The 26367-nt window shown below is 55.0% G+C and carries 19 protein-coding genes, 3 tRNA genes and 2 rRNA genes (1 of these 24 cut by a window edge); 13 read left to right on the top strand and 11 right to left on the bottom strand.

Annotated features, from left to right (window positions below; translation table 11 throughout):
• The 3 genes from M5M_RS09270 to rrf all read left to right on the top strand — a co-directional run.
• A tRNA-Ala gene (locus M5M_RS09270) sits at window positions 1–34 on the top strand; it begins 42 nt to the left of the window's first position.
• Between the two features lie 287 nt (window positions 35–321).
• Window positions 322–3207, top strand: a 23S ribosomal RNA gene (locus M5M_RS09265).
• Window positions 3208–3369: 162 nt separating this feature from the next.
• Window positions 3370–3485, top strand: a 5S ribosomal RNA gene (rrf, locus tag M5M_RS09260).
• A gap of 606 nt (window positions 3486–4091) precedes the next feature.
• On the opposite strand, the gene M5M_RS09255 is transcribed toward rrf, so the two are convergent.
• From M5M_RS09255 to hemA, 8 genes are all read right to left on the bottom strand, one after another.
• A complete protein-coding gene (locus M5M_RS09255; protein ID WP_015047227.1) occupies window positions 4092–4694 on the bottom strand; it encodes a thioredoxin family protein in 603 nt (200 codons plus the stop codon).
• Window positions 4691–6688 (bottom strand): protein-disulfide reductase DsbD family protein, encoded by a 1998-nt coding sequence (locus M5M_RS09250; RefSeq protein ID WP_015047226.1) that lies wholly within the window; start codon window positions 6686–6688, stop codon window positions 4691–4693. Before M5M_RS09250 ends, M5M_RS09255 begins: the two co-directional genes overlap by 4 nt.
• A 65-nt stretch (window positions 6689–6753) precedes the next feature.
• Window positions 6754–7815 carry a M48 family metallopeptidase gene (locus M5M_RS09245; RefSeq protein WP_015047225.1) on the bottom strand — a complete coding sequence of 354 codons (1062 nt, stop codon included), beginning with the start codon at window positions 7813–7815 and terminating at the stop codon, window positions 6754–6756.
• Window positions 7812–9131: a YjgN family protein gene (locus M5M_RS09240; protein WP_015047224.1), complete on the bottom strand. Its 1320-nt coding sequence runs from the start codon at window positions 9129–9131 to the stop codon at window positions 7812–7814. The genes M5M_RS09245 and M5M_RS09240 overlap by 4 nt, the downstream gene beginning before the upstream one ends.
• A gap of 58 nt (window positions 9132–9189) precedes the next feature.
• Window positions 9190–9933, bottom strand: coding sequence for a HesA/MoeB/ThiF family protein (locus M5M_RS09235; RefSeq protein ID WP_015047223.1), 744 nt, complete (start codon window positions 9931–9933; stop codon window positions 9190–9192).
• Window positions 9930–10769, bottom strand: a complete 840-nt coding sequence (gene prmC, locus M5M_RS09230) for a peptide chain release factor N(5)-glutamine methyltransferase (protein ID WP_015047222.1) — start codon at window positions 10767–10769, stop codon at window positions 9930–9932. Before prmC ends, M5M_RS09235 begins: the two co-directional genes overlap by 4 nt.
• A gap of 5 nt (window positions 10770–10774) precedes the next feature.
• Window positions 10775–11863, bottom strand: coding sequence for a peptide chain release factor 1 (prfA, locus tag M5M_RS09225; RefSeq protein WP_015047221.1), 1089 nt, complete (start codon window positions 11861–11863; stop codon window positions 10775–10777).
• A complete protein-coding gene (hemA, locus tag M5M_RS09220) occupies window positions 11860–13128 on the bottom strand; it encodes a glutamyl-tRNA reductase (protein WP_015047220.1) in 1269 nt (422 codons plus the stop codon). Before hemA ends, prfA begins: the two co-directional genes overlap by 4 nt.
• A gap of 198 nt (window positions 13129–13326) precedes the next feature.
• Between hemA and M5M_RS09215 the strand changes: the two genes are divergently transcribed.
• The 8 genes from M5M_RS09215 (at window position 13327) to ychF (ending at window position 20120) form a co-directional block, all read left to right on the top strand.
• Window positions 13327–15060: a tetratricopeptide repeat protein gene (locus M5M_RS09215; protein ID WP_015047219.1), complete on the top strand. Its 1734-nt coding sequence runs from the start codon at window positions 13327–13329 to the stop codon at window positions 15058–15060.
• Between the two features lie 11 nt (window positions 15061–15071).
• Window positions 15072–15704, top strand: coding sequence for a lipoprotein insertase outer membrane protein LolB (gene lolB / locus M5M_RS09210; RefSeq protein WP_042455571.1), 633 nt, complete (start codon window positions 15072–15074; stop codon window positions 15702–15704).
• The gene (gene ispE, locus M5M_RS19495) at window positions 15697–16563 is read left to right on the top strand and encodes a 4-(cytidine 5'-diphospho)-2-C-methyl-D-erythritol kinase (RefSeq protein WP_015047217.1); all 867 of its coding nucleotides are present in this window, start codon (window positions 15697–15699) and stop codon (window positions 16561–16563) included. Before lolB ends, ispE begins: the two co-directional genes overlap by 8 nt.
• Window positions 16554–16628, top strand: a tRNA-Gln gene (locus M5M_RS09195). The genes ispE and M5M_RS09195 overlap by 10 nt, the downstream gene beginning before the upstream one ends.
• Window positions 16629–16735: 107 nt before the next feature.
• Entirely contained in the window at window positions 16736–17668 is a 933-nt protein-coding gene (locus M5M_RS09190) for a ribose-phosphate pyrophosphokinase (protein WP_029880127.1), read from the top strand.
• A gap of 91 nt (window positions 17669–17759) precedes the next feature.
• Complete coding sequence (locus M5M_RS09185) at window positions 17760–18392, top strand: 50S ribosomal protein L25/general stress protein Ctc (protein WP_015047215.1); 633 nt, start codon at window positions 17760–17762, stop codon at window positions 18390–18392.
• Window positions 18393–18425: 33 nt separating this feature from the next.
• Entirely contained in the window at window positions 18426–19010 is a 585-nt protein-coding gene (gene pth, locus M5M_RS09180) for an aminoacyl-tRNA hydrolase (RefSeq protein WP_015047214.1), read from the top strand.
• 18 nt (window positions 19011–19028) lie between these two features.
• Window positions 19029–20120, top strand: a complete 1092-nt coding sequence (ychF, locus tag M5M_RS09175; RefSeq protein ID WP_015047213.1) for a redox-regulated ATPase YchF — start codon at window positions 19029–19031, stop codon at window positions 20118–20120.
• 48 nt (window positions 20121–20168) lie between these two features.
• Here ychF and M5M_RS09170 read toward each other — a convergent pair whose 3' ends face one another.
• The 3 genes from M5M_RS09170 to M5M_RS09160 all read right to left on the bottom strand — a co-directional run bounded on the left by M5M_RS09170 (window position 20169) and on the right by M5M_RS09160 (window position 24964).
• On the bottom strand, window positions 20169–21092 hold the full coding sequence (locus M5M_RS09170; protein ID WP_015047212.1) for a DUF2167 domain-containing protein: 924 nt from the start codon (window positions 21090–21092) through the stop codon (window positions 20169–20171).
• Window positions 21093–21151: 59 nt separating this feature from the next.
• Window positions 21152–22372 (bottom strand): sterol desaturase family protein, encoded by a 1221-nt coding sequence (locus M5M_RS09165; RefSeq protein WP_015047211.1) that lies wholly within the window; start codon window positions 22370–22372, stop codon window positions 21152–21154.
• 123 nt (window positions 22373–22495) lie between these two features.
• Window positions 22496–24964 (bottom strand): TonB-dependent receptor, encoded by a 2469-nt coding sequence (locus M5M_RS09160; RefSeq protein WP_015047210.1) that lies wholly within the window; start codon window positions 24962–24964, stop codon window positions 22496–22498.
• Between the two features lie 259 nt (window positions 24965–25223).
• Between M5M_RS09160 and M5M_RS09155 the strand changes: the two genes are divergently transcribed.
• Together M5M_RS09155 and M5M_RS09150 are read left to right on the top strand one after the other, a co-directional pair.
• Window positions 25224–26153 (top strand): DMT family transporter, encoded by a 930-nt coding sequence (locus M5M_RS09155; protein ID WP_015047209.1) that lies wholly within the window; start codon window positions 25224–25226, stop codon window positions 26151–26153.
• Window positions 26154–26237: 84 nt separating this feature from the next.
• A tRNA-Met gene (locus tag M5M_RS09150) sits at window positions 26238–26314 on the top strand.
• The last annotated feature ends 53 nt before the right edge of the window (window positions 26315–26367 follow it).

Here is a 26367-nt window from a genome sequence, read left to right as displayed (position 1 = left end):
GAGGTCTGCGGTTCGATCCCGCATAGCTCCACCATTAACCTGGTGTGATTGAAACAACGCTTGATTCACTACGCGAAATCAGAAACCTGATTTTGATTTGTCGGGAAGACGATCGAAGTTAGCTTCCTGGTTTTACCCAGACGCTCTTTAAAAATGTAAATGTAAAGTTGTAATAAATTGCTGATATATGAGATGAGTATGTTTCTCAAGCATGCTTATCCGGCGTAAATTTGTTGTTGCAATTGACTCCATGTTCGAATTTAACCGAGTTTGAACTGGAAAATCAGATAGATTAAGTCAATACAGTCGTTTGTGTTATATGGTCAAGCGACTAAGCGCACACGGTGGATGCCTAGGCAGTTGGAGGCGATGAAGGACGTAGGAGCCTGCGAAAAGGTTAGGGGAGCCGGCAAACATGCTTTGATCCTAACATGTCCGAATGGGGAAACCCACTGAGCTTGCTCAGTATCGTGCACTGAATACATAGGTGTACGAGGCGAACCCGGGGAACTGAAACATCTAAGTACCCGGAGGAAAAGAAATCAACCGAGATTCCCTTAGTAGCGGCGAGCGAACGGGGACCAGCCCTTAAGCAACTTGTGTTTTAGTGGAACCTTCTGGAAAGTTGGGCGATACAGGGTGATAGCCCCGTACACGAAAAGGCACTTGTTGTGAAATCGAGTAGGACGGACACGTGATATTCTGTCTGAACATGGGGGGACCATCCTCCAAGGCTAAATACTCCCAACTGACCGATAGTGAACCAGTACCGTGAGGGAAAGGCGAAAAGAACCCCTGTGAGGGGAGTGAAATAGAACCTGAAACCGTGTGCGTACAAGCAGTAGGAGCCTCTTCGTGGGGTGACTGCGTACCTTTTGTATAATGGGTCAGCGACTTATTGTATGTGGCAAGGTTAACCGTTTAGGGGAGCCGTAGCGAAAGCGAGTCTTAATAGGGCGTTTTAGTCGCATGCAATAGACCCGAAACCGAGCGATCTATCCATGGGCAGGTTGAAGGTTGAGTAACATCAACTGGAGGACCGAACCCACTAATGTTGAAAAATTAGGGGATGACCTGTGGATCGGAGTGAAAGGCTAATCAAGCTCGGAGATATCTGGTTCTCCCCGAAATCTATTTAGGTAGAGCCTCGGACGAACACCACTGGGGGTAGAGCACTGTTTGGGCTAGGGGGTCATCCCGACTTACCAACCCCATGCAAACTCCGAATACCAGTGAGTGCTATCCGGGAGACAGACGGCGGGTGCTAACGTCCGTCGTCAAGAGGGAAACAACCCAGACCACCAGCTAAGGTCCCAAATGTTAATTAAGTGGGAAACGATGTGGGAAGGCTTAGACAGCTAGGAGGTTGGCTTAGAAGCAGCCATCCTTTAAAGAAAGCGTAATAGCTCACTAGTCGAGTCGGCCTGCGCGGAAGATGTAACGGGGCTAAATTAGCAACCGAAGCTGTGGCTGTGTCTTATGACACGGGGTAGGGGAGCGTTCTGTAAGCTGTTGAAGGTGTGTTGTCAGGCATGCTGGAGGTATCAGAAGTGCGAATGCTGACATGAGTAACGACAAGGGGAGTGAAAAACTCCCCCGCCGGAAGATCAAGGTTTCCTGTCCAACGTTAATCGGGACAGGGTTAGTCGGCCCCTAAGGCGAGGCAGAAATGCGTAGTCGATGGGAAGCGCGTTAATATTCGTGCACTTTTTGTTATTGCGATGGAGGGACGGAGAAGGCTAGGCCATCACGGCGTTGGTTGTCCGTGTTTAAGGTTGTAGGCTGGGGATTTAGGCAAATCCGGATCCCTAAGGCTGAGAACTGATGACGAGCTAACTTTTAGTTGGCGAAGTGGTTGATGCCCTGCTTCCAAGAAAAGCTTCTAAGCTTCAGATAACAAAGAACCGTACTGTAAACCGACACAGGTGATCAGGTAGAGAATACCAAGGCGCTTGAGAGAACTCGGGTGAAGGAACTAGGCAAAATGGCACCGTAACTTCGGGAGAAGGTGCGCCACTGACGGTGAAGGATTTACTCCGTAAGCTGTTGGTGGTCGAAGTAACCAGTCCGCTGCAACTGTTTATTAAAAACACAGCACTCTGCAAACACGTAAGTGGACGTATAGGGTGTGACGCCTGCCCGGTGCTGGAAGGTTAATTGATGGGGTTAGCGTAAGCGAAGCTCTTGATCGAAGCCCCAGTAAACGGCGGCCGTAACTATAACGGTCCTAAGGTAGCGAAATTCCTTGTCGGGTAAGTTCCGACCTGCACGAATGGCGTAATGATGGCGGAGCTGTCTCCACCCGAGACTCAGTGAAATTGAAATCGCTGTTAAGATGCAGTGTACCCGCGGCTAGACGGAAAGACCCCGTGAACCTTTACTGTAGCTTTGCACTGAACTTGAACCTATTTGTGTAGGATAGGTGGGAGGCTTTGAAGCCATGACGCTAGTTGTGGTGGAGCCGTCCTTGAAATACCACCCTGGTATGTTTGAGGTTCTAACGTCGGCCCGTTATCCGGGTTGCGGACAGTGCATGGTGGGCAGTTTGACTGGGGCGGTCTCCTCCCAAAGAGTAACGGAGGAGCACGAAGGTTGGCTAATCCTGGTCGGAAATCAGGAGTTTAGTGTAATGGCACAAGCCAGCTTGACTGCGAGACTGACACGTCGAGCAGGTACGAAAGTAGGTCATAGTGATCCGGTGGTTCTGTATGGAAGGGCCATCGCTCAACGGATAAAAGGTACTCCGGGGATAACAGGCTGATACCGCCCAAGAGTTCACATCGACGGCGGTGTTTGGCACCTCGATGTCGGCTCATCACATCCTGGGGCTGAAGCCGGTCCCAAGGGTATGGGCTGTTCGCCATTTAAAGTGGTACGCGAGCTGGGTTTAGAACGTCGTGAGACAGTTCGGTCCCTATCTGCCGTGGGCGTTGGAGATTTGAGAAGAGTTGCTCCTAGTACGAGAGGACCGGAGTGAACGAACCTCTGGTGTTCGGGTTGTCATGCCAATGGCATTGCCCGGTAGCTATGTTCGGACGGGATAACCGCTGAAAGCATCTAAGCGGGAAGCCTCCTTCAAGATAAGATCTCCCTGGGGCCTTGAGCCCCCTAAAGAGCCGTTGAAGACTACGACGTTGATAGGTTGGGTGTGGAAGCGCTGTGAGGCGTTGAGCTAACCAATACTAATTGCTCGTGAGGCTTGACCATATAACAGAGATGATTGTATGGATTTAATCCTTCAACAAAGCTGGATAAGATGAGAGAAACATCTGTCTCAGTCAGCAAAGACTTTGCATTTACAACCCTATTTGATTGTGTGATGAGGCCCTGAAATATCAGATAAGACCAGCCACAGATCAAACCAGTTTGCTTGACGACCATAGCGAGTTGGAACCACCTGATCCCATTCCGAACTCAGTAGTGAAACGACTTAGCGCCGATGGTAGTGTGGGGTCTCCCCATGTGAGAGTAGGACATCGTCAAGCTTCTAAAAAAGAAAACCCCCGCTGGGACACCAGCGGGGGTTTTGTTTTTTAGAATACGTTGTTTTAGTTTCACTACAAAGGCTCATGTGACGCAGCCTGTGCCGCAGGCACGGCGGAGGGGCGCCCCAGCGTCGCGAAGCGATTGCGAGCACTGCTCGCAACCCAATGTAGGACATCGTCAAGTCGCGCCGGCGAACCGTTCTAATTAAAACGCCCGATAGGTAATCCTGTCGGGCGTTTTTCTTTGTCTGGGATTTAGGCAAATGATGACCTACTCCCACCTAGGGAGACCCGCTTTTTGTTTGTGGGGCCGCTGACGCGGTCCGGCCGTCGGCATAGCCTCCGGCGCTCCACAATGCAGGCTGCTAATCGCAGCCTAAGCGCATCGCTCCGCCCCCATGTGAGAGCGTGCCAGTAGTGGGTTGGGAAAATAAGACCACGCCTCGCAGCTTGCGCTGCTGGCGGAAGCAGGGTGCATACCCGTAGGGTGGGTTGAGCGATAGCGTAACCCACCAATCAAGCTTGCAGATTGCACGCGATAACAAAAACAAAAAGCCCAACCGGTACCCGGTTGGGCTTTTTGTTTATAGAGACCAGAGACTACCGTCACTTATATTTAACCGAACACCCATACGCCGCCGTCACCGGGCGCTGTATTTTCTCGCCCTTTTCCAGCGCATTCATCGCGGTCACGAGATAATTTTCTGCTTTGGGTATGTCGGCCTGGTTGGTGGACTTGATGCTGTCGATGGCGCCTTGGTATTTCAATATTCCATTGGCGTCGATGATGTACATGTGGGGTGTTGTTTTGGCGTTGTAGGCTTTGCCAACGGTGCCATCCGGGTCAAACAGCACGGCGGTTGGTGCCGCGCTCCGTTGCTGGGTGAGTGTGTTGGCCTCGTCTGCAGTGACGTAGCCTTGTTTGCCCTGCGCAGATGAAATGATAGAAAGCCATACAACATTTTTTTCGGTGTACTGCTTTTGCAGGGTTTGCATATTGTTGCTGTCGTAATGCTTTTGTACATAGGGGCACAGGTGGTTGGTCCATTCGAGGATGACGGTTTTTCCTTTGTAGTCGGATAACTTCACTGACTCGCCCTGACTGGTGGTGAGCGTGAAATCGGGTGCGGGTTGATTGATAGCGGCTTTTGCAAAGGCCAATGAACTGGAAACGAAAAATGCGCAAATGAGTAGAATCAGTTTCTTCATGGTGCTTCTCCTGTCAGGTGACTTAACACAAGATCCGGGGTGAGGATTTGAGGGAGTACGCGTGGATCACCGTTCTCCGGGTAATACACGTAGAGCGGAACACCGCTACGGCCAAAGCGTTGCAAGTATGCAAAAATCTCCGGGTTTTTGCGGGTCCAGTCTATTTCTATGTACGCGATATCCGGTTGCTCCAGACGTGCTCGCACGGCATCAGTCTGAAAGGCCACTTGCTCGTTCACTTTGCAGGTTATGCACCAGTCGGCGGTGACATTGACCAGCACGCTTTTTCCTTGGGCCCGGGCAGCATCGATAGCTGCTAAAGAATCGGTACTGGCAATTGGTTGCTCGCCTTGTGCTTCATTGACCTCGCTGGTTGCTATCGGTAGCAAGATGAACGCAGACAGCGCAAGCAAGGTGCCAAACACCCGGATGTAACCGCTAGCGCGTGTTAAGTATCCTGCGATGCCGATGATCAGTGCCGCGATCAGGCACAGTATCAGCAACGAGGGATCACCCAGCCCGAGCAGAACCCAACTCAGCCATATACTGGTGGCGAATAACGGAAAGGCTAAGCCATGTTTCGCGGTTTCCATCCACGGTCCGGGTTTTGGGAGCCAGTGCGTCACCTGAGGGTTCAGATGTATTACCCACAGCGGTGCAGCAAATCCGATGGCGAGTGCAGTGAAAATCAGCAGATTCTGCAGGCTGCTCGCTTGTAAGCCATAGCCCAGTGCTACCGCCATAAACGGCGCGGTACAGGGCGTGGCAACGAGGACGGCCAGACAGCCAGTACTGAAACTGCCAAAAATACCCTGTTGTGTGATGTGGCCGTTGCCAACATTCTGCAGCGAGCCGCCCAATCTGAAACCGTCCAGTAACCAAAGTCCGAGGGTAAAAAACAACAGCGTCAGTGATGCAACAAATCCGGGAGATTGCATTTGGAATCCCCAGCCCAGCAACTCGCCAGAGGTTTTAGCAAACTCTATCAATAAGGCAAAAACCCAAAAGCTAACGAGTACGCCCGCCGCATAGGCGTGGCCATGCGAGCGCTGATTGCTGTGTTGTGCCAACGAAAACGCCTTGATGGCCAGCACCGGCAGTACACAAGGCATAATGTTGAGAATAAGCCCACCCATAAACGCCAGGCCGAGAAACCATACCCAGTGGTCGCCAGCCTCTGACGCGGGACTTGCCGGTAGTGCGGTGAAACTGAAGGCTTCGCCAGTTTCAATGTGTTTGGCCAGCCAACGCATCTTGACCGGCGTTTCCCAGAAAGCGTCACTCTTGTTGAAACTCAACCGGGTAAACCCGTCCTGTTCCATCGCTTGCGGGCGCAGGGCATGATTGACCCAATCATTCTGAAACGGGAAAAACAGCCATTGAGTAGCGAAGCCTGCCGGTAATTCCAATGCGATGGTTTGCTCCGTGACCTGAAAATAAGCAGGTATCGCTCTAGTCTCATAATGTTGCGCGCGAGACCATCGAAAAGCCGTGGCGTTTACTGAAAGTGATGGTTTGGTATCTGTGGCCGGTAATGTGAGTTCGAGTACTGCATCGCCCGGGATGCAATCTTCTTTACAGACAAGCCATGTGACGTCTGCGCCGATGGTTAAAGGGACGTCTGATGACCCCGGGATCATTAATTGCGTCATCAGCAGATTGCGGCCGTAGCCAAAGTTCACCAGGTGGGCGACGGAGATGGCGTCGGGCGTTTGCCAGCGCCAGGGACCCGCGCTGACGCCTGGCGGCAGGGACAGATTGATGACCGGGGGTTCCCCGGAGTCCCCCGGATTCAGCCAATAGGTATGCCATTCGGGATCAGGCTCAAACAGCACGCCCACCCACAGAGGCTGGTCCGCCTGATAGCTGTCGGTTTCGGCGATCAGCGCAACGTTTATGTGCGGGGCTGTGGCCGTTGATGCGGCCTGTGCCAAGTGGGAGGGCAGACAAAGTGCCAACAACAGGGCGACGGTTGCGTACCGAAGGATAGACATAGCAGATCCCAATCGATGACTCGATAGGGATCTTATTACAGCGGATATCTAAAGTGAACCAACGGTCAATGTTGGTGAGAAAGCGATTTGATGCGTTCTTCTAAATGCGGGTGGGTGCTCAGGTACTCCATCCATTTCGGCGTGCTGTCGCAGTCGTCAGCGTCTTTTTTAGTGTCGTCCGTGCATACACCATGGCTTTCATGCAGCTTGGTGAGGATGCGGGCGAACGCCTCCGGGTCAAGTTGGTGTTTGCGCATAAACTCAGCAGAGTAAGCGTCCGCTTCTAGTTCGAATTTGCGCGAAAATGACAGCTGGGTAAACACCACAGGCAGCGTGAGTACGATATCGCCAAGCGAGCTCACATCGCCGCCTATCAGGGCAATGGTGAGCGCGATGCCGGAGCTTTGCAGCATGTGACGCAAGGCGTGGCGCTCACGTACATGCCCCAGCTCATGGCCGAAAACCGCCAGCATCTCATCATCATTGCCGTCGGTCAGGGCAATGATCTCATCGGTAAACACAATGGTGCCGTCGGGCAGGGCGAAGGCGTTGGCGCCCATGTCGGGTGCTGCGAAGAAATGCAGTTTGTCCAACGGATAGTCCGGCGCGTAAGTGGCAACCTTTTCACGCAAGCGATTCTGGGTTTCCTCCGGCAAGGTTGTGGTTTCAAAATAGCGCTTTTTCATTACCAGCAAGGTGTCATCTGAAGCTTGCTGCAAGACATTGTCGGGCAGGTAGCGGGACACCAAATCGCTGGCTGCAGGGATACCCCAATAGAAATAGCTGAAGCCCATAAACAATACGGTGACGGCGGCGAGAGCCACCATGCCCAGGTGGTTTTCCAGCCGGTGAATCAGCTGCATGCCCTTACTGCCGATGCGCTGGTCTAACGCATCGAGGCTGGCATGGTCCTGGCACTCCAATCGGCCCGGGTGACAGCTGAAGGTCAGGTACCGGGGGGTACGGCCGAGCTTGGGGGAAATGCTGATATCTTCCAGTGCGGCGGTAAAGCCGGGCTGGCCAGCAGGCGTCAGTTCAACCTGCTGTTCAGTAACCACTAACCGGGCAGGACAGGCGGCGCTCGACGCGCCATCCTGCCAGGACCCCTCGATAGTCAGCAGGCTCAAAAGCCCACCTCCATATCGAATACATCGCCGAACTCTTCGCCGAAGGCGGAGGGATCAGGCTGACTGATGGCGGCAAATTTATCCAGGTCGCCCATGGCATCCAATTGGGTGTGATTGGCTGCGTAGTGTGCGAGTTTCACTTTTGCCCATGGAATGTAGAAACCCAGCGTGACGATGGTGAGCAGGAAATTACCCAGCATTAACAATCCGAAGGATTTGAACTGATAATCGGAAACAAAGTTGTGCTCAGCAAGTGACGAGTTGTTCATCACCAGGTTTTGCATTTGCACCATCATGTACACAATGGCGCCCACATAGGCGACAAATAAGCCTATGGGGGCAATGGCAGGCGCGATGCCGGCAAACACGCCGGTGAAAATACCCCCAACGAAAACAATGCCGATAAAGATCAGGAAGATACGGTAGTAGTTCCAGGTATCAGTGGCGAATGCGAAACTCTTGTTGCCGTAGCTGTGGTTGTTGATCATGTACTCCTGCTGTTTTTTTACCGCCAGCGGCAACAGCAGGGTCAGGGTCAGCATGCCGGCCAGAGGCCAAAGTATGGCGACTTTAAAGGCGCCCCAATAATCGCCGGTAAAGCGGAACCGGATGTTGCGGTAGCTGGTGTTACGGGCATAAAACGCCATGGACTTCACCATCACCCACGGCAGGATAAAAATAAAACCAATACTGAGTATGCTGGTAACCAGCGGCAGCATCACTGACATCACCATATAGACGATGAATAATCCCAGTGCGATCAAGCGCCCAATCAACATTTTGACCGGATCTGCGGTGAACGCAAAGCTGGCGCCATCCAGCGTGGTGTTACCGTAGAAATACTGGGTGTCGCGTACCTTGGCCCAGGGCGCGTAAATCCCCATGGTCACAGCGGTAAGAAGGATATTGACGATCCAGATTTTAAAGTATTCGTAGCCTTCGCCGGAAAATACAAAGTTGATCAGTCGCCGTTGACCGGTGTTGTCGTCGAGTGCTGCCGTTGCCGGCTCAATCTGCTTGTGCTCACCGGACTCTGTGGCGTCACTTTCGTCGGTGGCGGTAAGGGCTGGGGCTTCTGTCGAATCTGCGACAGCACGCAATTCTGTCTCGATCCCAATCGAGGCCAACTTGCGTTGATAACTGGTTGCCGTGGCTTCATCCACGTTGCGCTTGATGGCACTGGGCGCCTGGTCGAACAGTTGCTGTGCTTTGTCAGTATCGAGACCGGCGGCTTTGGCAAAGGCGGCGATTGCCGCTTGTGGGTCAGTTCCCTCTGAAAAGTTGCCGGTAATGTAGATGTCGAAGCGTTGTTCCACGTTTCCTTCCTTTGCGTGCGTTTTTGTGATGATCCGTCGATTCTGCCGGCTTTCTCTATTAAATGCTACACACGGGGCAGTGGGGATCGCGCACCAGCCTGATCTCGCGCCACTGCAGGTACTTGCCATCCAGCAACAGCAGCCGGTTGGTCAGAGATTCGCCTGTACCGACGATCAGTTTGATGGCCTCCAGCGCCTGCATGGCACCCACAATGCCCACCAGTGGAGCCACAACACCGGATTCCGAGCAGGTCAGTGATTGTTCTGCATCCGGATGATAAAGGCAGCGGTAGCAAGCCGAATCCGCAGCGGCGTGATTGAATACGCTGATCTGCCCGTCCCAGCGGATCGCGGCACCGGAGACCAACGGTTTTTTGTGTGCGTGGCAGGCGGCATTGATGGCAAAACGGGTGTTGAGGTTGTCGGTGCAATCCAACACCAGATCGTGCTCGGCCACGGCCTGTAACAGAGAGTCGTCTTGCAGACGCTCGGTGCGCGCGCAGATTTTTATGCGGGAATTAATCAGCCGGAGCCGGGCGGCGGCCGATTCGGCCTTAGCTTGACCTAGGCGGGACTCATCGTGCGCTATCTGACGCTGCAGGTTACTGAGTTCAACCTGGTCGTCATCGCACAAGGTTAATTGCCCCACGCCGGCGCTGGCGAGGTAAAGCGCTGCCGGTGAGCCCAGCCCACCTACGCCAATAATCAGCACGCGCGCGGCCAGCAATTTTTCCTGACCGGCGATGTCGATTTCATCGAGCAGCAAGTGTCGGCTGTAGCGGAGCAGATCATCATTATTCATGAGGTCACCTTTTCTGGGGATTGGCCGACGGAAATCCGTGGCTGTCCGGCCAGATCCACAAGGTTGTGCACCTCGCGATAACCCGCGCCGACCAAAATGTCTTGCACGCCGGCGGCCTGGTCGAATCCGTGTTCCAGGCCGAGCCATCCGCCCGGTGCTAGGTAATCACCCGCCCGCTGACAGATTCGCGCGATATCGCCCAGGCCATGATCGTCCGCCACCAGTGCAGACAAAGGCTCATGGCGCACGTCACCTTGTTGCAGGTGGGGATCGCCGGCCGGGATGTAGGGTGGGTTGCTGACAATCAGATCAAATCTTTGCGGTGCGATGGCTGCAAACCAATTGCTTTCAATGAAAGTCACGTCCAGTTGGTGGGTGCGCGCATTGTCCTGCGCCAATGCGAGTGCATCTGCGCTGATATCAGTCGCGGTGATGGACCAACCGGGCCGTTCCGATGCGAGTGCCAACGCAATGGCGCCGGTACCTGTGCCCAGATCCAGTACATTGGCGTGTGTGGGCAGAGGTAATGCCAGTGCCCATTCCACCAGCGTTTCCGTATCCGGGCGCGGAATCAATGTCGAATTGTTGACTTTGAGCGTCAGCGACCAGAAGTCCCGCAGACCGGTAATGTGGGCCACGGGCTCGCCGGCAGCGCGACGCGCAAACAGTTGCAGGAACCGGGTTTCCTGTTCAGCGTTCAGTGTCTTTTCAGGCCAGGTAAAGAGCCAGGTTCGGTTCTGCTTCAGCACGTGACACAGGAGTAGCTCAACATCCAGTCGAGCGCTGTCGCTGGAGAGCTGATTGGCATAGGTCAGCGCATCGCGGATGGAAAGCATGTGACTTACCCGTTGCCGGCGAGTGATGCCAGCAAGTCGGCCTGGTGTTCCTGCACCAGGGGTTGAACCACTTCGTCCAGTTTGCCTTCCATGATTTCCGAGAGTTTGTACAAGGTGAGGTTGATGCGATGGTCCGTGACCCGACCCTGCGGGTAGTTGTAGGTGCGAATGCGTTCGGACCGGTCACCGCTGCCCACCAGGCTGCGACGTTCGGATGCAATGGCAGCGGCAGCTTGCTCCTGTTGCGACGACGCGATTTTGGCCGCCAGTAAACTCATGGCGCGTGCCTTGTTTTTGTGCTGCGAGCGCTCGTCCTGGCACTCCACCACGATGCCCGTGGGTATGTGCACGATGCGAATCGCCGAATCTGTGGTATTCACGTGCTGGCCACCGGCACCAGAGGAGCGGAAGGTGTCGATGCGCAGGTCGTTTTTATTCAGGTTCACTTCTTCCTGCTCATCGGCTTCTGGCATCACCGCCACCGTGCAGGCCGAGGTGTGGATGCGGCCCTGCGATTCCGTTTCGGGTACGCGCTGCACCCGGTGCGCGCCGGATTCAAATTTCAGTTGCGAATATACGCCCTGGCCCACCACGCGGGTAATGATCTCTTTGTAGCCGCCGTGTTCGCCGGCGCTTTCACTCATTATCTCAATGCGCCAGCCACGGGATTCGGCATACTTTGAATACATCCGGAACAAATCGCCGGAGAATATGGCGGCTTCGTCACCACCGGTGCCGGCGCGGATTTCGAGATACACGTTTTTATGATCGTTGGGATCTTTGGGTAGCAACAGTACCTGTAATTCTGCCGCCAAAGGTTCCAGTTGTTCATCGCACTCGTCGATGGTCATCTGCGCCATTTCGCGCATCTCGGGGTCGCTGTCTTTCAGTAATTCTTTTGCCTCGTTGCGGTCTGCAGTCAGGCTCAGGTATTTGCGGAAGCACTGAATCACCGGCTCGAGTTCTGCGTACTCGCGCGATAAATCGCGAAACCGGTTCTGGTCGCCGATGATGTCCGGGTCGGACAGGAGTGCCGATACTTCTTCGTAGCGATCCGCCAGCGATTCCAGTTTGAGGCGAATGGAGTCTTTCATTTTTTGTCCTGTTGGCTGCCGTCGAGCGCAAATAATTGTTGCGCTAAGGTAAGCATGTCTGCGCGGCCTTCCGCGCTGGCATCGCGCAGTGCGGTGCTGGGTTGATGGAGTAATTTGTTGGTCAGCGCATTGGCCAATTGGTTCACCACCTGCTCGGGCGCCGTACCGGATGCGAGTGCCCTGAGTGCTTTGCGCAATTCGTCCTGCTTCATCTGCTCGGCTTGCTCGCGCAAGGCGCGAATGGTATGGCCGGCGCCCTGGCTGTTGTGTTCGCGCAGGAAACGCTCGACGCCCTGATCGATAATTTCACGAGCGGCTGTGGCCGCTTGTTCACGTGATTTCCGGTTTTCGTCAATGACTTCTTTCAGGTCATCCACGCTGAACAGGAACACATCGTCCAGCTCCGCGACCTGCGGTTCGATATCGCGCGGCACGGCGATGTCCACCATGAATATCGGGCGGTGACGCCGTTGTTTCAGCGCCGACTCCACCGCACCCTTGCCCAGAATCGGCAGCTGCGAGGCAGTGGAGGAAATCACGATGTCTGCCTTGTGCAATTGCTCGGGAATGTCGCTGAGTAAAATGGGGGTGGCGCCGAAGCGCTCGGCCAGATCGGCCGCGCGCGACAATGTGCGGTTGGCTACCATGATACGGGTGACGCCCTGCTCCCGCAGGTGGCGCGCCACCAGCTCAATCATTTCACCGGCGCCGATTAACAGGGCGCTTTGTTCGCTCAGATTGGCAAAGATCTGTTGCGCTAAACTGACCGCCGCGTAGGCCACCGATACCGGGTTTTCGCCGATGGCAGTCTCGGTCCGCACTTTTTTGGCAATGCTGAAAACCTGTTGAAAGGCGGCATGCAGGGGGCTGGCCACGGTGCCGGCTTCGCATGCGACGGCGTAAGCCGACTTCATCTGGCCCAGAATCTGGGGTTCGCCCAACACCAGCGAGTTCAGCCCGCAGGCCACTTGCATCATGTGATTGATGGCCGCATCACCCGCGTGGGCATAATGAAACGGGCGCAGCTCGTCGGCATTGACCTGGTGGAACTGGCTCAGCCAGTCCAGTAATCGGGTCGATTCGTCCAGCCCGTAACAATAGATCTCGCTGCGATTGCAGGTGGAGAGGATGGCCACATTGTCCAGCTTGAGGGCGTCGGCCGCATCACGCAGGGCTGCCATCACGCCTTCGGGCGAAAAGGCGACCTTTTCCCGCAATGCCAGCGGGGCAGAGTGATGGTTGATACCGAGGGCCAGAAAGGTCATGAAGGACAGGGGTTACGCAAAAGCGCAATTGTCCCGTTTGCGTGCGGCAAACACAAGTAAAAGGCGGAACTGTCGCTGGTCTAAACTGCCTAAGAAGGCGGGCGCGCAAAGGTGCGTGCGCAGAACAGGTGAGCCTGTGGGCGCCTTAGTGGTAAGCTTTCGGTCTTTGCCGGTATTCAACACACACATTGGAGTTGTATGGCGCAATTATTCAAACCTCTCACGGGCCTGTCATTGGCATTGTTGCTGGTTGCTTGTGGGACCACGGATGTAAAGGATAGTCCAGCCGATGTGCCGGTGGCAGACGCTGAGGTACCCATAGAGCCGGCTAAGCCGGTTCCCGAGCGTGCCTTCCCGGCCGAGACGTTCTACTCGCTGATGGTGGCTGAGTTGGCGGGTAACCGGGAACGTTATGACATAGCGCTCAACAACTACATGCAGCAGGCGCTGTCCACCCGCGATCCCGGTGTGGTGGCGCGTGCAACCCGCATTGCCCGCTTTCTGGAGCTGCGTAAACCGTCTCTGGAGATGGCCTTATTGTGGGTTGAGATAGAGCCGGAGAATTCAGAGGCGAGAGTCATTGCGGCATCTGAACTGTCGGAAGTGGGGCGTCTGGGTGAGGCCTTTGACCATGCGGCTTTCCTGGCCCGGCAGGGCAACCCGCTGTTGCTGCAAACCGTGGCCGCCTATGCCGGCAAGGGCACTGACATCGAGCGGGAGAAACTGCTGCAGTCGCTGACCACGCTTGAACCGACGCAAAAGTCGGCTGTGGAGTACTGGATGGCGATGGCATTGGTTCAACAGCAGGTCGACCAGCTGGATGCCGCCGCCAGGTCTGTCGCCAAAGCCGTGGCGCTGGATGACCAGCATCTACAGGCGCAGGCGCTGCAGGCCCGCATCCGCTATCAGCAAGGGGATCAGGTGGGGGCGCTCCGGCAAATGGCCGGGCTGGTGGATAAATCACCGGATGACCAGCGCCTGCGGCTGCAATACGCCCGCCTGCTGGCCGCAACCGATCTTGCGCAAGCGGCCGATCAATTTGAGATGTTGCTGCACAACAACCCAGGCGATCCAGACCTGATGTTGTCGCTGGCGTTAATCCGCTTTGAACAACAGGACTATGCGGCAGCGGAGCCGCTGTTGATGCAGTTAATGGAGGAGGAGTCACGGCGCTCCACCGCCCACTATTATATGGCGCGTATCGCACAGGCCAACGGCGACTATCAGGACGCCCTGTCGCATTACCTGAAAGTAGAGCTCGGACCGGACTTCATGCCGGCATTGGTGCAGACGCTCGAAATTCTGGTGGCGGCGCGTGAACTCAAGGCCGCAAATACCCGGATGAACGCGGTGCGCGCCAAGCTGGCGGGGCAGGCCGAGCGCCTGTTTGCGCTGGAGGCCGAGGTCTACGGCAAATACCAGCATTACGACGCGGCCGAGCAGGTATTGTCGAGCGGCTTGACCGCCTACCCCACCAGTACCCGCTTGCTATACAGCCGCGCGCTGGTGAATGAACAGCTCGACCGGCTCGATCTGGCAGAGCAGGATTTACGCAAGGTGATCCGTTATGAGCCCAACAATGCCACGGCCTTGAACGCACTGGGCTACACCCTGGCCGATCGCACTGACCGGTACGATGAGGCCTATCAATTGATCAGTCAGGCCCACAGCCTCAAGCCCGGCGATGCCGCCATTATTGATAGCCTGGGCTGGGTGCATTACCGCCTGGGTAACTATGAAGAAGCGCTGTTAAGGTTGCGAGAAGCCTTACAGCTGTTTCCCGACCCTGAAATCGCGGCCCACCTGGGAGAAGTGCTGTGGGTGACAGGTAATCAGGCCGAAGCGCGCGCCGTGTGGGCCAGCGGCATGGCATTGAATCCTCAGAATCAGGTTATTCCGGACACACTGCGCCGGCTGGGGGCTGAACTCTAGTGCGCCCACTGATGATTACAGCGTTAGCCAGGCCCACGGTAAATGCCCGCTGGGGGTGGTTGTTGTTACTGTTGCTATTGCAGGCCTGCAGTAGCCTGACGCCAGTGCCTTCTGAGGCAGACCTTGAAGGCCGCGATGATGCTTTGTTGGCGTTGGAGCAGTGGCAATTCGAAGGCAAAATGGGCTTTCGCGTACCGGGCGAAAGCGGCAGCGTATACCTGGACTGGCGGCAACAGCAGGACGATTACCAGATCCGCTTGCAGGGCCCGCTTGGGCAGGGCGCGGCGGAAATTACCGGCTCTCCCGCCGGCGTGTTGCTGGTGCAGGGCGACCAGCGTTGGGCCGGCGCTAGTGCCGAGGCGCTGGTGCAACAACAATTCGGTTGGCGCCTGCCCGTGAGCGATTTGCGTTATTGGCTTCGCGGCCTGCCTGCGCCCGCGCGGGGAGAGGTGGTTGAGTTGATCCGCGACGAGCAAGGGTTGCTGGTCAGTCAGGCGCAGGGCGATTGGGTGCTGCACTACAGCCAGTACCAATGGGTCGATGGTCAGGCAATGCCTGGGCGCGTGAAAGCCGAAGCCGATACGCTTGGCGTGCGCCTGACGCTGGTGATCAAGGGCTGGCAATTGGGTGGTGCCAATGATTGAGCGATCCGGTCTGCGCTGGCCGGCACCGGTCAAGCTTAACTTGTGCTTACACATTACCGGCCGGCGGGCAGATGGCTACCACAACCTCCAAACCCTGTTCCAACTGCTCCGTTACGGCGATTTTCTGAGCTTCAGACCGCTGGAAGATGCCAGGGTATTCCTGCGCAATCCCTTGCCAGGGGTCGACGACGAGCAAAACCTGGTGGTGCGGGCGGCCAGATTGCTGCAGTCCGCCACCGGTTGCCAGAAAGGTGCAATAATCGATTTGGATAAGCGGGTGCCCATGGGCGGTGGCATTGGTGGCGGCTCATCCGATGCGGCAACCACCTTGGTTGCCTTGAATCACTACTGGCAAACCGGGCTCAGTCTGTCGCATCTGGCGGAGTTGGGCTTGCAGCTGGGTGCCGACGTGCCGGTCTTTATCGAAGGCAAAACAGCCTGGGCCGAGGGGGTGGGTGAGCGCCTTCAGCCAGTGCAAATGCCCGAGATCTGGTACCTGGTGGTCACCCCAAATTGCCATGTTTCCACCGCTGAAATATTTTCCCACAAAGATTTGACAAGAGACTCGGCCGACATTACAGTAGCGGCCTTTCTTGAGCAGGGTGGTCGGAACGACTGTCAGGATCTGGTAGCCAGACTCCACCCGGAAGTGCGCCAAGTCATTGATTGGCTTAATCAATTTGGTGCTGCTCAGATGACTGGAACAGGTGCCAGTGTGTACTGCGCCTTCGCCAGTGCAGAGGCCGCACAATCCGTTTTGTGCGTGATGCCGAAGCAGTGGCAAGGGTTTGTAGCGCAAGCTGTAAACACATCGCCGTTACATGACCTGTTACAGCAAATTGACGATACTGGGGCATAGCCAAGCGGTAAGGCAGCGGGTTTTGATCCCGTCATGCGAAGGTTCGAATCCTTCTGCCCCAGCCATATTTAAATCAGGTGCATCCCAACGGTTGCACCTGATTTGTTATTGGTGTGTTGAAAATTATCAGCGACTATAACTGGCAGCGAAGGTAACCCGCGTGAACAACTTCATGGTTTTTACCGGTAACGCCAATCCGGCGTTGGCCCAAATGATTGTGGATCAGTTGGGGTTGCCGCTTGGCGATGCCAGTGTGAACAAGTTTTCCGACGGGGAGATCTCCGTTGAGCTGAACGAAAACGTGCGCGGTTGCGACGTGTTCGTGGTGCAATCCACTTGCGCACCCACCAATGACAACCTGATGGAACTGATCGTGATGGTCGATGCGCTGCGTCGGGCCTCTGCCGGTCGCATCACCGCTGTCGTGCCTTACTTTGGTTATGCCCGCCAGGATCGCCGCGTGCGTTCTGCCCGGGTACCCATCACCGCTAAGGTGGTTGCAGACATGATGGTGTCTGTGGGTGTAGACCGGGTGTTGACCGTCGATCTGCACGCAGAGCAGATTCAGGGCTTCTTCGATGTGCCGGTGGACAACGTCTACGGCTCGTCGGTACTGATTGAAGATATCGAAGCCCAGGGCTTTGAAGACCTGGTGGTGGTATCCCCCGATATCGGTGGTGTTGTACGCGCCCGCGCTATCGCAAAACAGCTGGATATCGAGCTGGCTATCATCGATAAGCGTCGCCCCAAGGCCAACATGGCCGAGGTGATGAACCTGATCGGTGAGGTGGAAGGTCGCACCTGTCTGCTGATTGATGACATGGTCGATACCGCTGGCACCCTGTGCAGCGCGGCGGCAGCACTGAAAGATCGCGGCGCGAAAAAAGTCGTGGCCTACTGTACCCACCCGGTATTGTCTGGCAAGGCTATCACCAATCTGAACAACTCAACCTTGGACGAGCTGGTGGTAACCGACTCTATCCCGTTGAGCGAAGAGGCCAAAGGCTGTGGCCGCGTGCGTACGCTGACCCTGTCCAAAATGCTGGCAGAGGCGGTGCGTCGCCTGAACAATGAAGAATCACTGAGTGCCATGTTCCGCATGTAAGCGGAACCGGCACTCGCAACTGCAGGCACCCGCCTGTTAACCCCATCAGTCACCGGTCGCAGGTGTTGATGGAACTATTGAGGACAACACAATGTCTGATGCTTTTACTCTGAACGTAGAAAAGCGTGACGTAGAAGGGAAAGGTGCGAGCCGCCGCCTTCGTCGTCTCGCTGGTAAAGTCCCTGCCATCATTTACGGTGGTAAGTCAGAGCCACAGAATATCCAGATCAGCCACAAAGACCTGGTTCATCATCTGGAAAACGAAGCCTTCTACTCACACATCATTTCACTGGTTGTGGATGGCAAGGCCGAAGACGTGATCCTGAAGGATCTGCAGCGTCACCCTGCCAAGCCGGTAATCCTGCACGCTGATTTCCAGCGCGTGGTGAAAGGCCAGAAGATGAAAGTGAGCGTACCGCTGCACTTCATTAACGAAGCTTCCGCCAAAGGCGTTAAGCAGGGCGGTGGCATCGTGTCTCACCTGGTATCCGAACTGGAAGTTAACGTTCTGCCAAAAGACCTGCCAGAGTTCATCGAAGTGGACGTGGCCAATCTGGAGCTGGGCGCTACCCTGCACATCTCCGAGATTAACCTGCCCAAGGCGCTGGAGTCTGTTGAACTGGCACACGGCCATGACCTGCCCGTAGTGACCATCATCAAGCCGCGCGGCATGGGGTCTGACGACACTGCTACCGAAGCTGAAGGCGAAGCTGACGCCGAGTAATTCGACGCACTAGCCTGAATCGGCCCCGCTGTTATGACTGAGACTGTCAAATTGATTGTTGGCCTGGGAAATCCAGGCCAGGAATACGACAGGACCCGTCATAATGCCGGGGCCGATTTCGTTTTTGAACTGGCTCGCCAATACAGCACCACGCTGGTGCCCGATAGCAAGGCATTCGGGCTGACGGCCCGCATTACCATCGGCTCGCGCGATGTGGGTTTATTAGTGCCTACCACCTACATGAATCGTAGCGGTCAATCGGTGGGTGCGATGTGTAACTTCTTTAAGATTGAGCCCGAATCTATTCTGGTTGCTCACGACGAGTTGGATCTGGCGCCAGGTGTTGCCCGTTTGAAAGTCGGCGGAGGACACGGTGGGCACAATGGTCTGCGGGATATAATTTCTGCTCTGGCCAACAACAAAAATTTTCAACGCTTACGCATTGGTATAGGTCATCCTGGTAATGCCAGTCAGGTCTCGGGGTATGTGCTCAAGCGCGCGCCGCAGGCCGAGCAACAATTAATCGATGACGCCATTGCAGACAGTCTGCGCCAGATTCGCGCCATAGTGGACGGCGATATGGAAGCTGCCATGCGTGAGCTGCACACCAAAAAATAATTTTCTGAGGAAAGTATCATGGGATTTAATTGCGGCATTGTCGGCCTGCCCAATGTGGGCAAATCCACACTGTTTAATGCCCTGACCAAAGCGGGTATTGATGCAGAGAACTTTCCTTTCTGCACTATTGAGCCCAATGCGGGTGTGGTGCCAGTGCCCGATCCGCGTCAGGATAAGTTGGCCGAAATTGTAAAGCCCGAGCGCGTGGTGCCTACCACCATGGAGTTTATTGATATCGCCGGCATTGTGGCGGGTGCTTCCAAGGGTGAAGGCCTGGGTAACAAATTCCTGGCCAATATCCGGGAAACCGATGCCATTGCGCATGTGGTGCGTTGTTTCGAAAACGACAATGTCATCCACGTGGCCAACAAGGTGGACCCGGCCGCCGATATCGATGTGATTAACACAGAATTGGCACTTGCCGACCTGGATACCTGTGAGCGCGCGTTGCAGCGTTTCACCAAGGCAGCCAAAGGGCAGGATAAAGATGCCATTGCCAAAAAAGCTCTGTTGGAAAAAATCCTACCGCACCTGAATGAAGCCAAACCACTTCGTTCGTTTGGTCTGGATGCCGATGAACTGGCTGCGCTCAAAGAGTTGAATCTACTGACCGTGAAACCCACCATGTACATTGCCAATGTGGATGAGGATGGATTCGAAAACAATCCGTACCTGGATGTGGTGAATAAGATCGCGGCCGAAGAGGGCGCGGTGGTGGTGCCTATTTGTAATAAGCTCGAGTCTGAAATCGCCGAGCTGGAAGACGATGAAAAGGCAGAATTTCTGGCCGAGTTGGGCATGGAAGAGCCGGGCCTGAACCGTGTTATCCGTGCGGGTTATAAGCTGCTGAATCTGCACACCTACTTTACCGCGGGTGTTAAAGAGGTGCGTGCCTGGACGATTCCGGTAGGCGCCACCGCCCCGCAGGCTGCGGGCGTGATCCATACGGATTTCGAACGCGGTTTTATCCGTGCCGAAACCATTGCATATGACGACTTTGTTCAGTATCAGGGTGAGCAGGGAGCCAAGACTGCCGGTAAGTCGCGCAAAGAAGGTAAGGATTACGTGGTGAAAGACGGGGATGTGTTGCACTTCCTGTTTAACGTGTGAAACCTAAAAAGCCCCGGATTTCCGGGGCTTTTTTTTACCTGCGTAGGGTCAGGCAGTTTTCTTTTTGAACACCAGGTTTTTCAGCCACAGCAATGGCAACAATAATACAAACCAGAACTTCTTCAGGAAAACCAACGCGATCGCCAGGAATCCGGTTTTCGCCAATACCTTACCTGCAATCAGTCCGCCAATGCCATAGGCTGCCACCTCGTCGATATCGGGGTTGAACTGGCTGTAGCGGTGGCCGTCATTGAACGTCGCCATGGCCAGCACCTGGTCCCGGGAGGCTTCGATCTCAGGCAGTTGGGGCATAGACGCAATGAAATTCATCACCAGTACACCGCGGCGACCAAGCGCACGGACGTTGTAGTTCAGCGTGTTTTGTTCCATATCGCCAAAGCGTAATTCTTTGGCCCAATACAGTTTGTGGGTGTTGGCGTCGTAGTAAGGTTGTGCGGCCCAGCCAACCAGCTCCAGTGTTTCAAAGCCCTGTTCAACCCGGTATTTGGATTCTTCCCGGGTATCGGCTTGCATTTCTGCCAGCAGATCGTTGTAGTCAATGTCGGCTGCATCCTCGTCAGACACATAGCCCTGCTGCTCGAAGTCGATAGTCACGCCCCAGGAGTCGCCATCCAGCGGGGTGTAGGCTGAGGGGAACAGCATGCCCAGTCCTAATTCCGAAGGCGGATTGCCCCAGGCATCTTCAAGTACTTTTTTTGCATCTTCGGGCGACAGGTAATAAAAACTGTCTGGTACTTCCAGGCTGGCAATGCCGCCCGGTAACTCGATGGTGCCGGTCTGTGGATCGAGACTGTTGAGGAACTGTTCGGCCCACGCCTGATAGGCTTGTTCTTCGCTCTGTACTTCGGTGCTGGTTTCGCTTGCCGGATTGTCGGCGTCGACTGTCTGGGCTTGTAAGGCGGCAGGTAAAGCCGCCAGCAATACCATTGCTGCAATAAAGGATTTGTTCATGGGGTGTCCTTGTTGTTTATTGTTTTTTTCTTCATTCCATTGCGCAACCGGCTGGCCGTTCAGGCTGGCCGGGGCTCAGGTGAAGGGGACAGTAGCACGAGCAGTGGGATGTTGAGAAGCAAATAGCCGCCCAGCAGGTACAAGCTGGGTGTACTCATCAACCCGAGGCAGGCGAAAAAGCCCAGGCACGACAAGATGAAGCGCGCAATTTCCCAGCGGATGTTGCCGCCGTCCAGCAAGTGGCCGGCGCTGATTAATGGCAGGGTGACAAATAGCCAGCCCAGCAGCTTGAGCCAGAAATCAAGGTTGGCGAAATGAAAGATGAAATAGATGCCCAGCACCATCCCCGCGGCCAATTGGAACAGCGCGTAAAATTTTATTTTATCGCTGGTAAACGGGTCGTATTTAGTGAAGTTGTCCATGTCAGTTTTGGCTATTGGCAGCCGGGTTTCCATATCGGCCGGGCGCCAGCCAGTGGGCATAAACCAGATTCTGATTTTGTCCCACCAGCTTTTGCACTGGATGGCATCGCGCAACAGATACCACCATACCTGCAAATTGGCTTTCAGCGGGTTCATGGTGTTGAGCGGCCGGCTGACACCATAGATGATCGGCGTATCTTCGCGTTCGGGCTGAAAGGTGCCAAACATTTTGTCCCAGATAATCCAGACACCACCGTAGTTTTTATCCCAATAAATGGGGTTCTGTGCATGATGCACGCGATGATGGCTGGGTGTGACAAACCACTTTTCCATCCAGCCCAACTTGTCGATATGTTGTGTGTGCACCCAGAACTGATAGATCAGATTGAATCCGGCGCTGGCAACGATGATATCCACCGGAATGCCAAGCATGTAGAGCGGAATGCTGAAGATCCAATCGAAGAAGCCGCCACTGGTTTGGCGTAAAGCAGTGGTCAGGTTGTAGTCTTCGGACTGATGGTGCACCACGTGCCCGGCCCAGAGGCAGTTGATCTCATGGCCAAAGCGGTGACTCCAGTAGTAGGTCAGATCGTAACCAACGAAGGCGATGACCCACGCCAGCAGTAAATTTTCCTGCCAATCGATGACCGTCAGTTTGGGGACAAATTCGCTCAGGATGTAGGCGCCAAACGCAAATAGAATCAACCGATGGGTGCGCGAGATGATGCCCAGCGCCATGCTGCCGAATGCATCGTTGATCCGGTAGTGCCCGGTACCGCGCTTTTTGTCTACCCACAGCTCAATGCCGATTAACAGCAGATAGAAAGGGGCGGCCAGCACTGTGATTAAACTCGCCATGGTATTGCTCTCTCGTTGTTTGCCTCTCGCGACAAATAGGTTGTTAGCCGCGTATTTTTTATTTTTAAAACAAAAGGGGGCCGTAGCCCCCTGTAAAACTATGCCTTCAGATCAGCTACCCGATCAGAAGTTATAGCGTGCCTGCAGGCCGTACATGCGTGGCAGGCCACGGGTCGCCACAGGAGAGCCGATACCGTCACCAGTACCGCCGATATCCCACAGGTACTCTTCGTCAAACAGGTTGTTGGCGTACAGGGCCAGAGACCAGTCGCCCGCTGCATTTTCCAGCGTGGCGCGCAGGTTGACTACCTGGAAGCCTTCGATTTCTTGGCCTGCACCTACGCCTGAGTTATTCACACGGTCGCCGGTGTAGTTGTAATCACCACGAATGCGGAAGGCCAGGTCATTGGCGAAGTTAAAGGTGTATTCCGCCATGGCGTTGAACTTGTTTTCAGGCATAGAAGACAAGGGCTCACCCACGAGGGTAAATCCGGGTTCGTCACCATCAAACTGTTCGTAGCGGGTGTACTCGGTGGTGGTCCAGCCATAGTTGGCGGCCAGCATCAGGTTTTCGGTGGCAAGGAATTGCCATTCCAGCTCAACACCCTGGCCTTTCGCGTCGGCGTTTTTGATGTTGTAAGTGGGAATCACGCCTGCAGGCCCGGAAAGCTTGAGGATTTGCAGGTTGTCGTATTCGAAGTAATAGTAGGAAGCGTTAAGACGCATGCGACCATCCATGAATTTGGATTTCATACCAACTTCACCGTTGATCACATCTTCATTATCGAAGCTTGGGTCGTCGCCCAGGCTATTAAAGCCGCCGGCCTTGTAGCCTTTGGCCAGTGAACCGAAGATCATCATGTCGTCGGTTGGGCGGTAATTCACAACCAGACGTGGGTCGACAGAGCTCCAGGCGTCATTTTTCAGCTCGGGGTTTCCTGGGGTGCCAATCTGCTCAAAGAAGATCAGGCCGAACGGAATAGCCTGCGGAGCGCCTGGAATAGCAGAAGTAGGCAGGCTGGTGTTCAGAGCATTGACAGTCAATGTCGGGATCTGGATCAGATTGGTGTAGCTGGACTGAATCGCGAAGTCTTTTTCGTCTTTACTCCAGCGCAGACCCAGGGTCGCATCGATGGTGTCGGTTATGGAGTAAGTCACATCACCATAAACTGCGTAGCTCGTGAGCTCTCGACTGTTGTGCATCGCTTCCTGCCAAGGCGTTCCGCCGTTGGCCGCATTCAGGTTGCTTACAGTGGCATTGCCGATATCTACAGCCTGCATAGACAAGCCGAAGGGAGCCAATTGGGCATTCAGCATTGGTGCTATGCCAGTGGTCAGAAAGCCCTGCATGCCGCCGCCAGTCAACTGCGGATTGGCCGCTACATAGGCAGCAGGATTTTCAAATACTGCACCGAAAGCATCCACCAGGAAGAATGTATCCAGCGTAATAGTGGTGGCATCCACCAGATAGGTCTGGTCAATCTTGTCTTTGAAGTAGCTGGCGCCTACGAACCACTTGATATCTTCATTTTCAAAATTCAACCGGAATTCCTGGCTGAACTGGCTTTGGTCTTCAATCGTGTCAGTGGTCAGGAAGAAGCGCGCGTTGTCGGTACCGTCTTCCTCTTCATTCTGATGGAATTCGTAACCACGCTGGGCGGTAATAGATGTCAACGTGAAGTCATCCCAGCCGTGGGTGATAGTCAGGCTGGCACCCTGGATGGTGCGATCATTAAAACCGGCGTTGTCAGTGGTGTAATCGTCGTAAATATTGTCGGGTGCCAGTGTAAAGGAAGAGCCGATAGGGCCATCGGTGTCTTCTTTGTTGTAGTCACCGCGCAGGATCACATCGGTGTTCTCGCCGGGTTGCCACAGCAATGAAGCTACCACGCCATGGTCGTCTTCGGTCCACAGGCTGTCACCGGCAATCCCGGTGTCTGAGGCGTTATTGATAAAGCCGTCGCGCTTGTTGGTGTAGCCACCTACGCGGAATGCCACTGTGTCGCTCAGGCCGGTGCTGAAACCCATGGCAATTTTCTGTTTGTTGTAGTTGCCCATCTGGACATCCACATAGCCCTCGGTCTCCTGAGACGGGGCTTTGGTGGTGATGCTGATTGCACCGGCGGCGGCGTTACGGCCGAACAGCGTACCCTGCGGGCCTTTCAGCACTTCAACGCGATCGATGTCATTGAAGTTGACCAGTGCTGAACCGCCGTGACCGGTGTAAACACCGTCTACATAGACGGCAACGGCTGGGTCTGAGCCTGAGCCGAAGTCATTGGTGGAAATACCGCGAATGGTGAAGCTCGCCTGGCTGGTGTCGCCCACGTTGGTTTCAACGCCGGGGATGAACGTGCCCATGTCATTGACGTTCTGGGCGCCCATTTCGCGGATGCCGTCGGCGGCGAAGGCGTTGATGGTAATTGGGACGTCATCGACGGATTCCGCGCGCTTCTGGGCGGTGACGACGATTTCTTCCAGTGCAAAATCCTGCTGGGCGACACTGGGCGTGGCTACGCCGGCGATGGCAGTGGCTACTGCCAGCGACAGAACGCCGCGGGTAAAACGATACGTGCTCTTGTGCGATGTCATAAATCGGCTCTCTTGGTTGTTATTGTTAGCAAGGTGCCTTTATTGTGGTCCGGGGCGGGACCACAAACGCGGTACCCCGGCGGGCAATATCCATTGCCATCCGGTCTAACATAAAGGATTACACAAAATGGTCAATGACCTTCTGAGACCTATCGGTCACAATATATAGATTGCACGACCAATGTGGCAATCAATGAGGGCAGGAAACGCTTATTCGTCTCATGGCCCTCTACTTAAGTACCATGTATGGGAGCGTTGAGTGCATCAGGTAAGTGGCCGTTGGCAGTTGGGGTTTGCACTGGCGTTGTGCACAGCCATTATGTGGGGCCTTCTGCCGATTGCCCTGAAGGGGGTGTTGGGGCCGATGGACCCCACCACCGTGACCTGGTTCCGGTTTACTGTCTCGGCGCTATTGATTGGCCTTTATTTGCTGCGTACCACTGGCTTGCCCGTGGGACGCATGCTGGCCCCAGGTGCCCGGGGCCCATTCCTGCTTGCGAGTATCTGCCTGCTCAGTAACTTCCTCTGGTATGTGATCGGCCTGGATTACACCACCGCATCGGCATCACAGGTGTTGATCCAGCTGGCGCCCATGTTGATGCTGTTGCTGAGCTTGTTGGTTTTCAAAGAGTCCTTTTCACCTGGGCAGGCCGTGGGTGTGTTGCTGTTCGGGTTGGGCCTGGTGCTGTTTTTCAATTTGCGTCTGGACGAGATCTGGCAATCGCTCATCGGCGGGCAGGGGCGCTATGCCTTTGGCTTATTTATGATTGTCATTGCCGCAGTGGTTTGGGCCGTCTATGGGGTGATTCAGAAGCAGCTGCAGCGCCAGTTCAGCAGCATGGAGATCCTGTGGTTGATCTTTACCGTGGGCGCCATCAGTTTTGCACCCTTTGCGGATTATACTGCTTTTGCCCGTCTGAGCCCTCTGGCCTGGGCATGCCTGTTGTTTGCCGCCCTGAACACCATTGTGGCCTACGGCACTTTCGCCATCGCGCTCCAGCACTGGGAAGCCAGCCGGGTGAGTGCGTCGATCACCCTGGTGCCGGTGTTTACCATGCTCAGCGTGCACGTGGTTGACCTGTTGGCGCCGAGCTTCCTCGAGCCCGAGCCCATGAATTGGCTCAGTTGGTTGGGCGCCTTGCTGGTGGTACTGGGCTCCATGCTGGCGGCGCTGTTGAGGGGGCGATAAAAGTACACTTTACCCTTGACATCACAAGGGTGAATTGCCAAAATTCGCGCCCTCTCGAGCAGGCTGGTCTTGTGCGGGTAGTATGGCTAGATAGCTCAGCTGGTTAGAGCACAGCACTCATAATGCTGGGGTCGGCGGTTCAAGTCCGCCTCTAGCTACCATATTTGAAAAGGGGTTGCCGCAAGGCAGCCCCTTTTTTATTGGCCGTATTTTT

The sequence above is a fragment of the Simiduia agarivorans SA1 = DSM 21679 genome (genome assembly GCF_000305785.2).
Classification (GTDB): Bacteria; Pseudomonadota; Gammaproteobacteria; order Pseudomonadales; family Cellvibrionaceae; genus Simiduia; species Simiduia agarivorans.
This window is presented reverse-complemented; position numbering and strand designations above follow the sequence as displayed.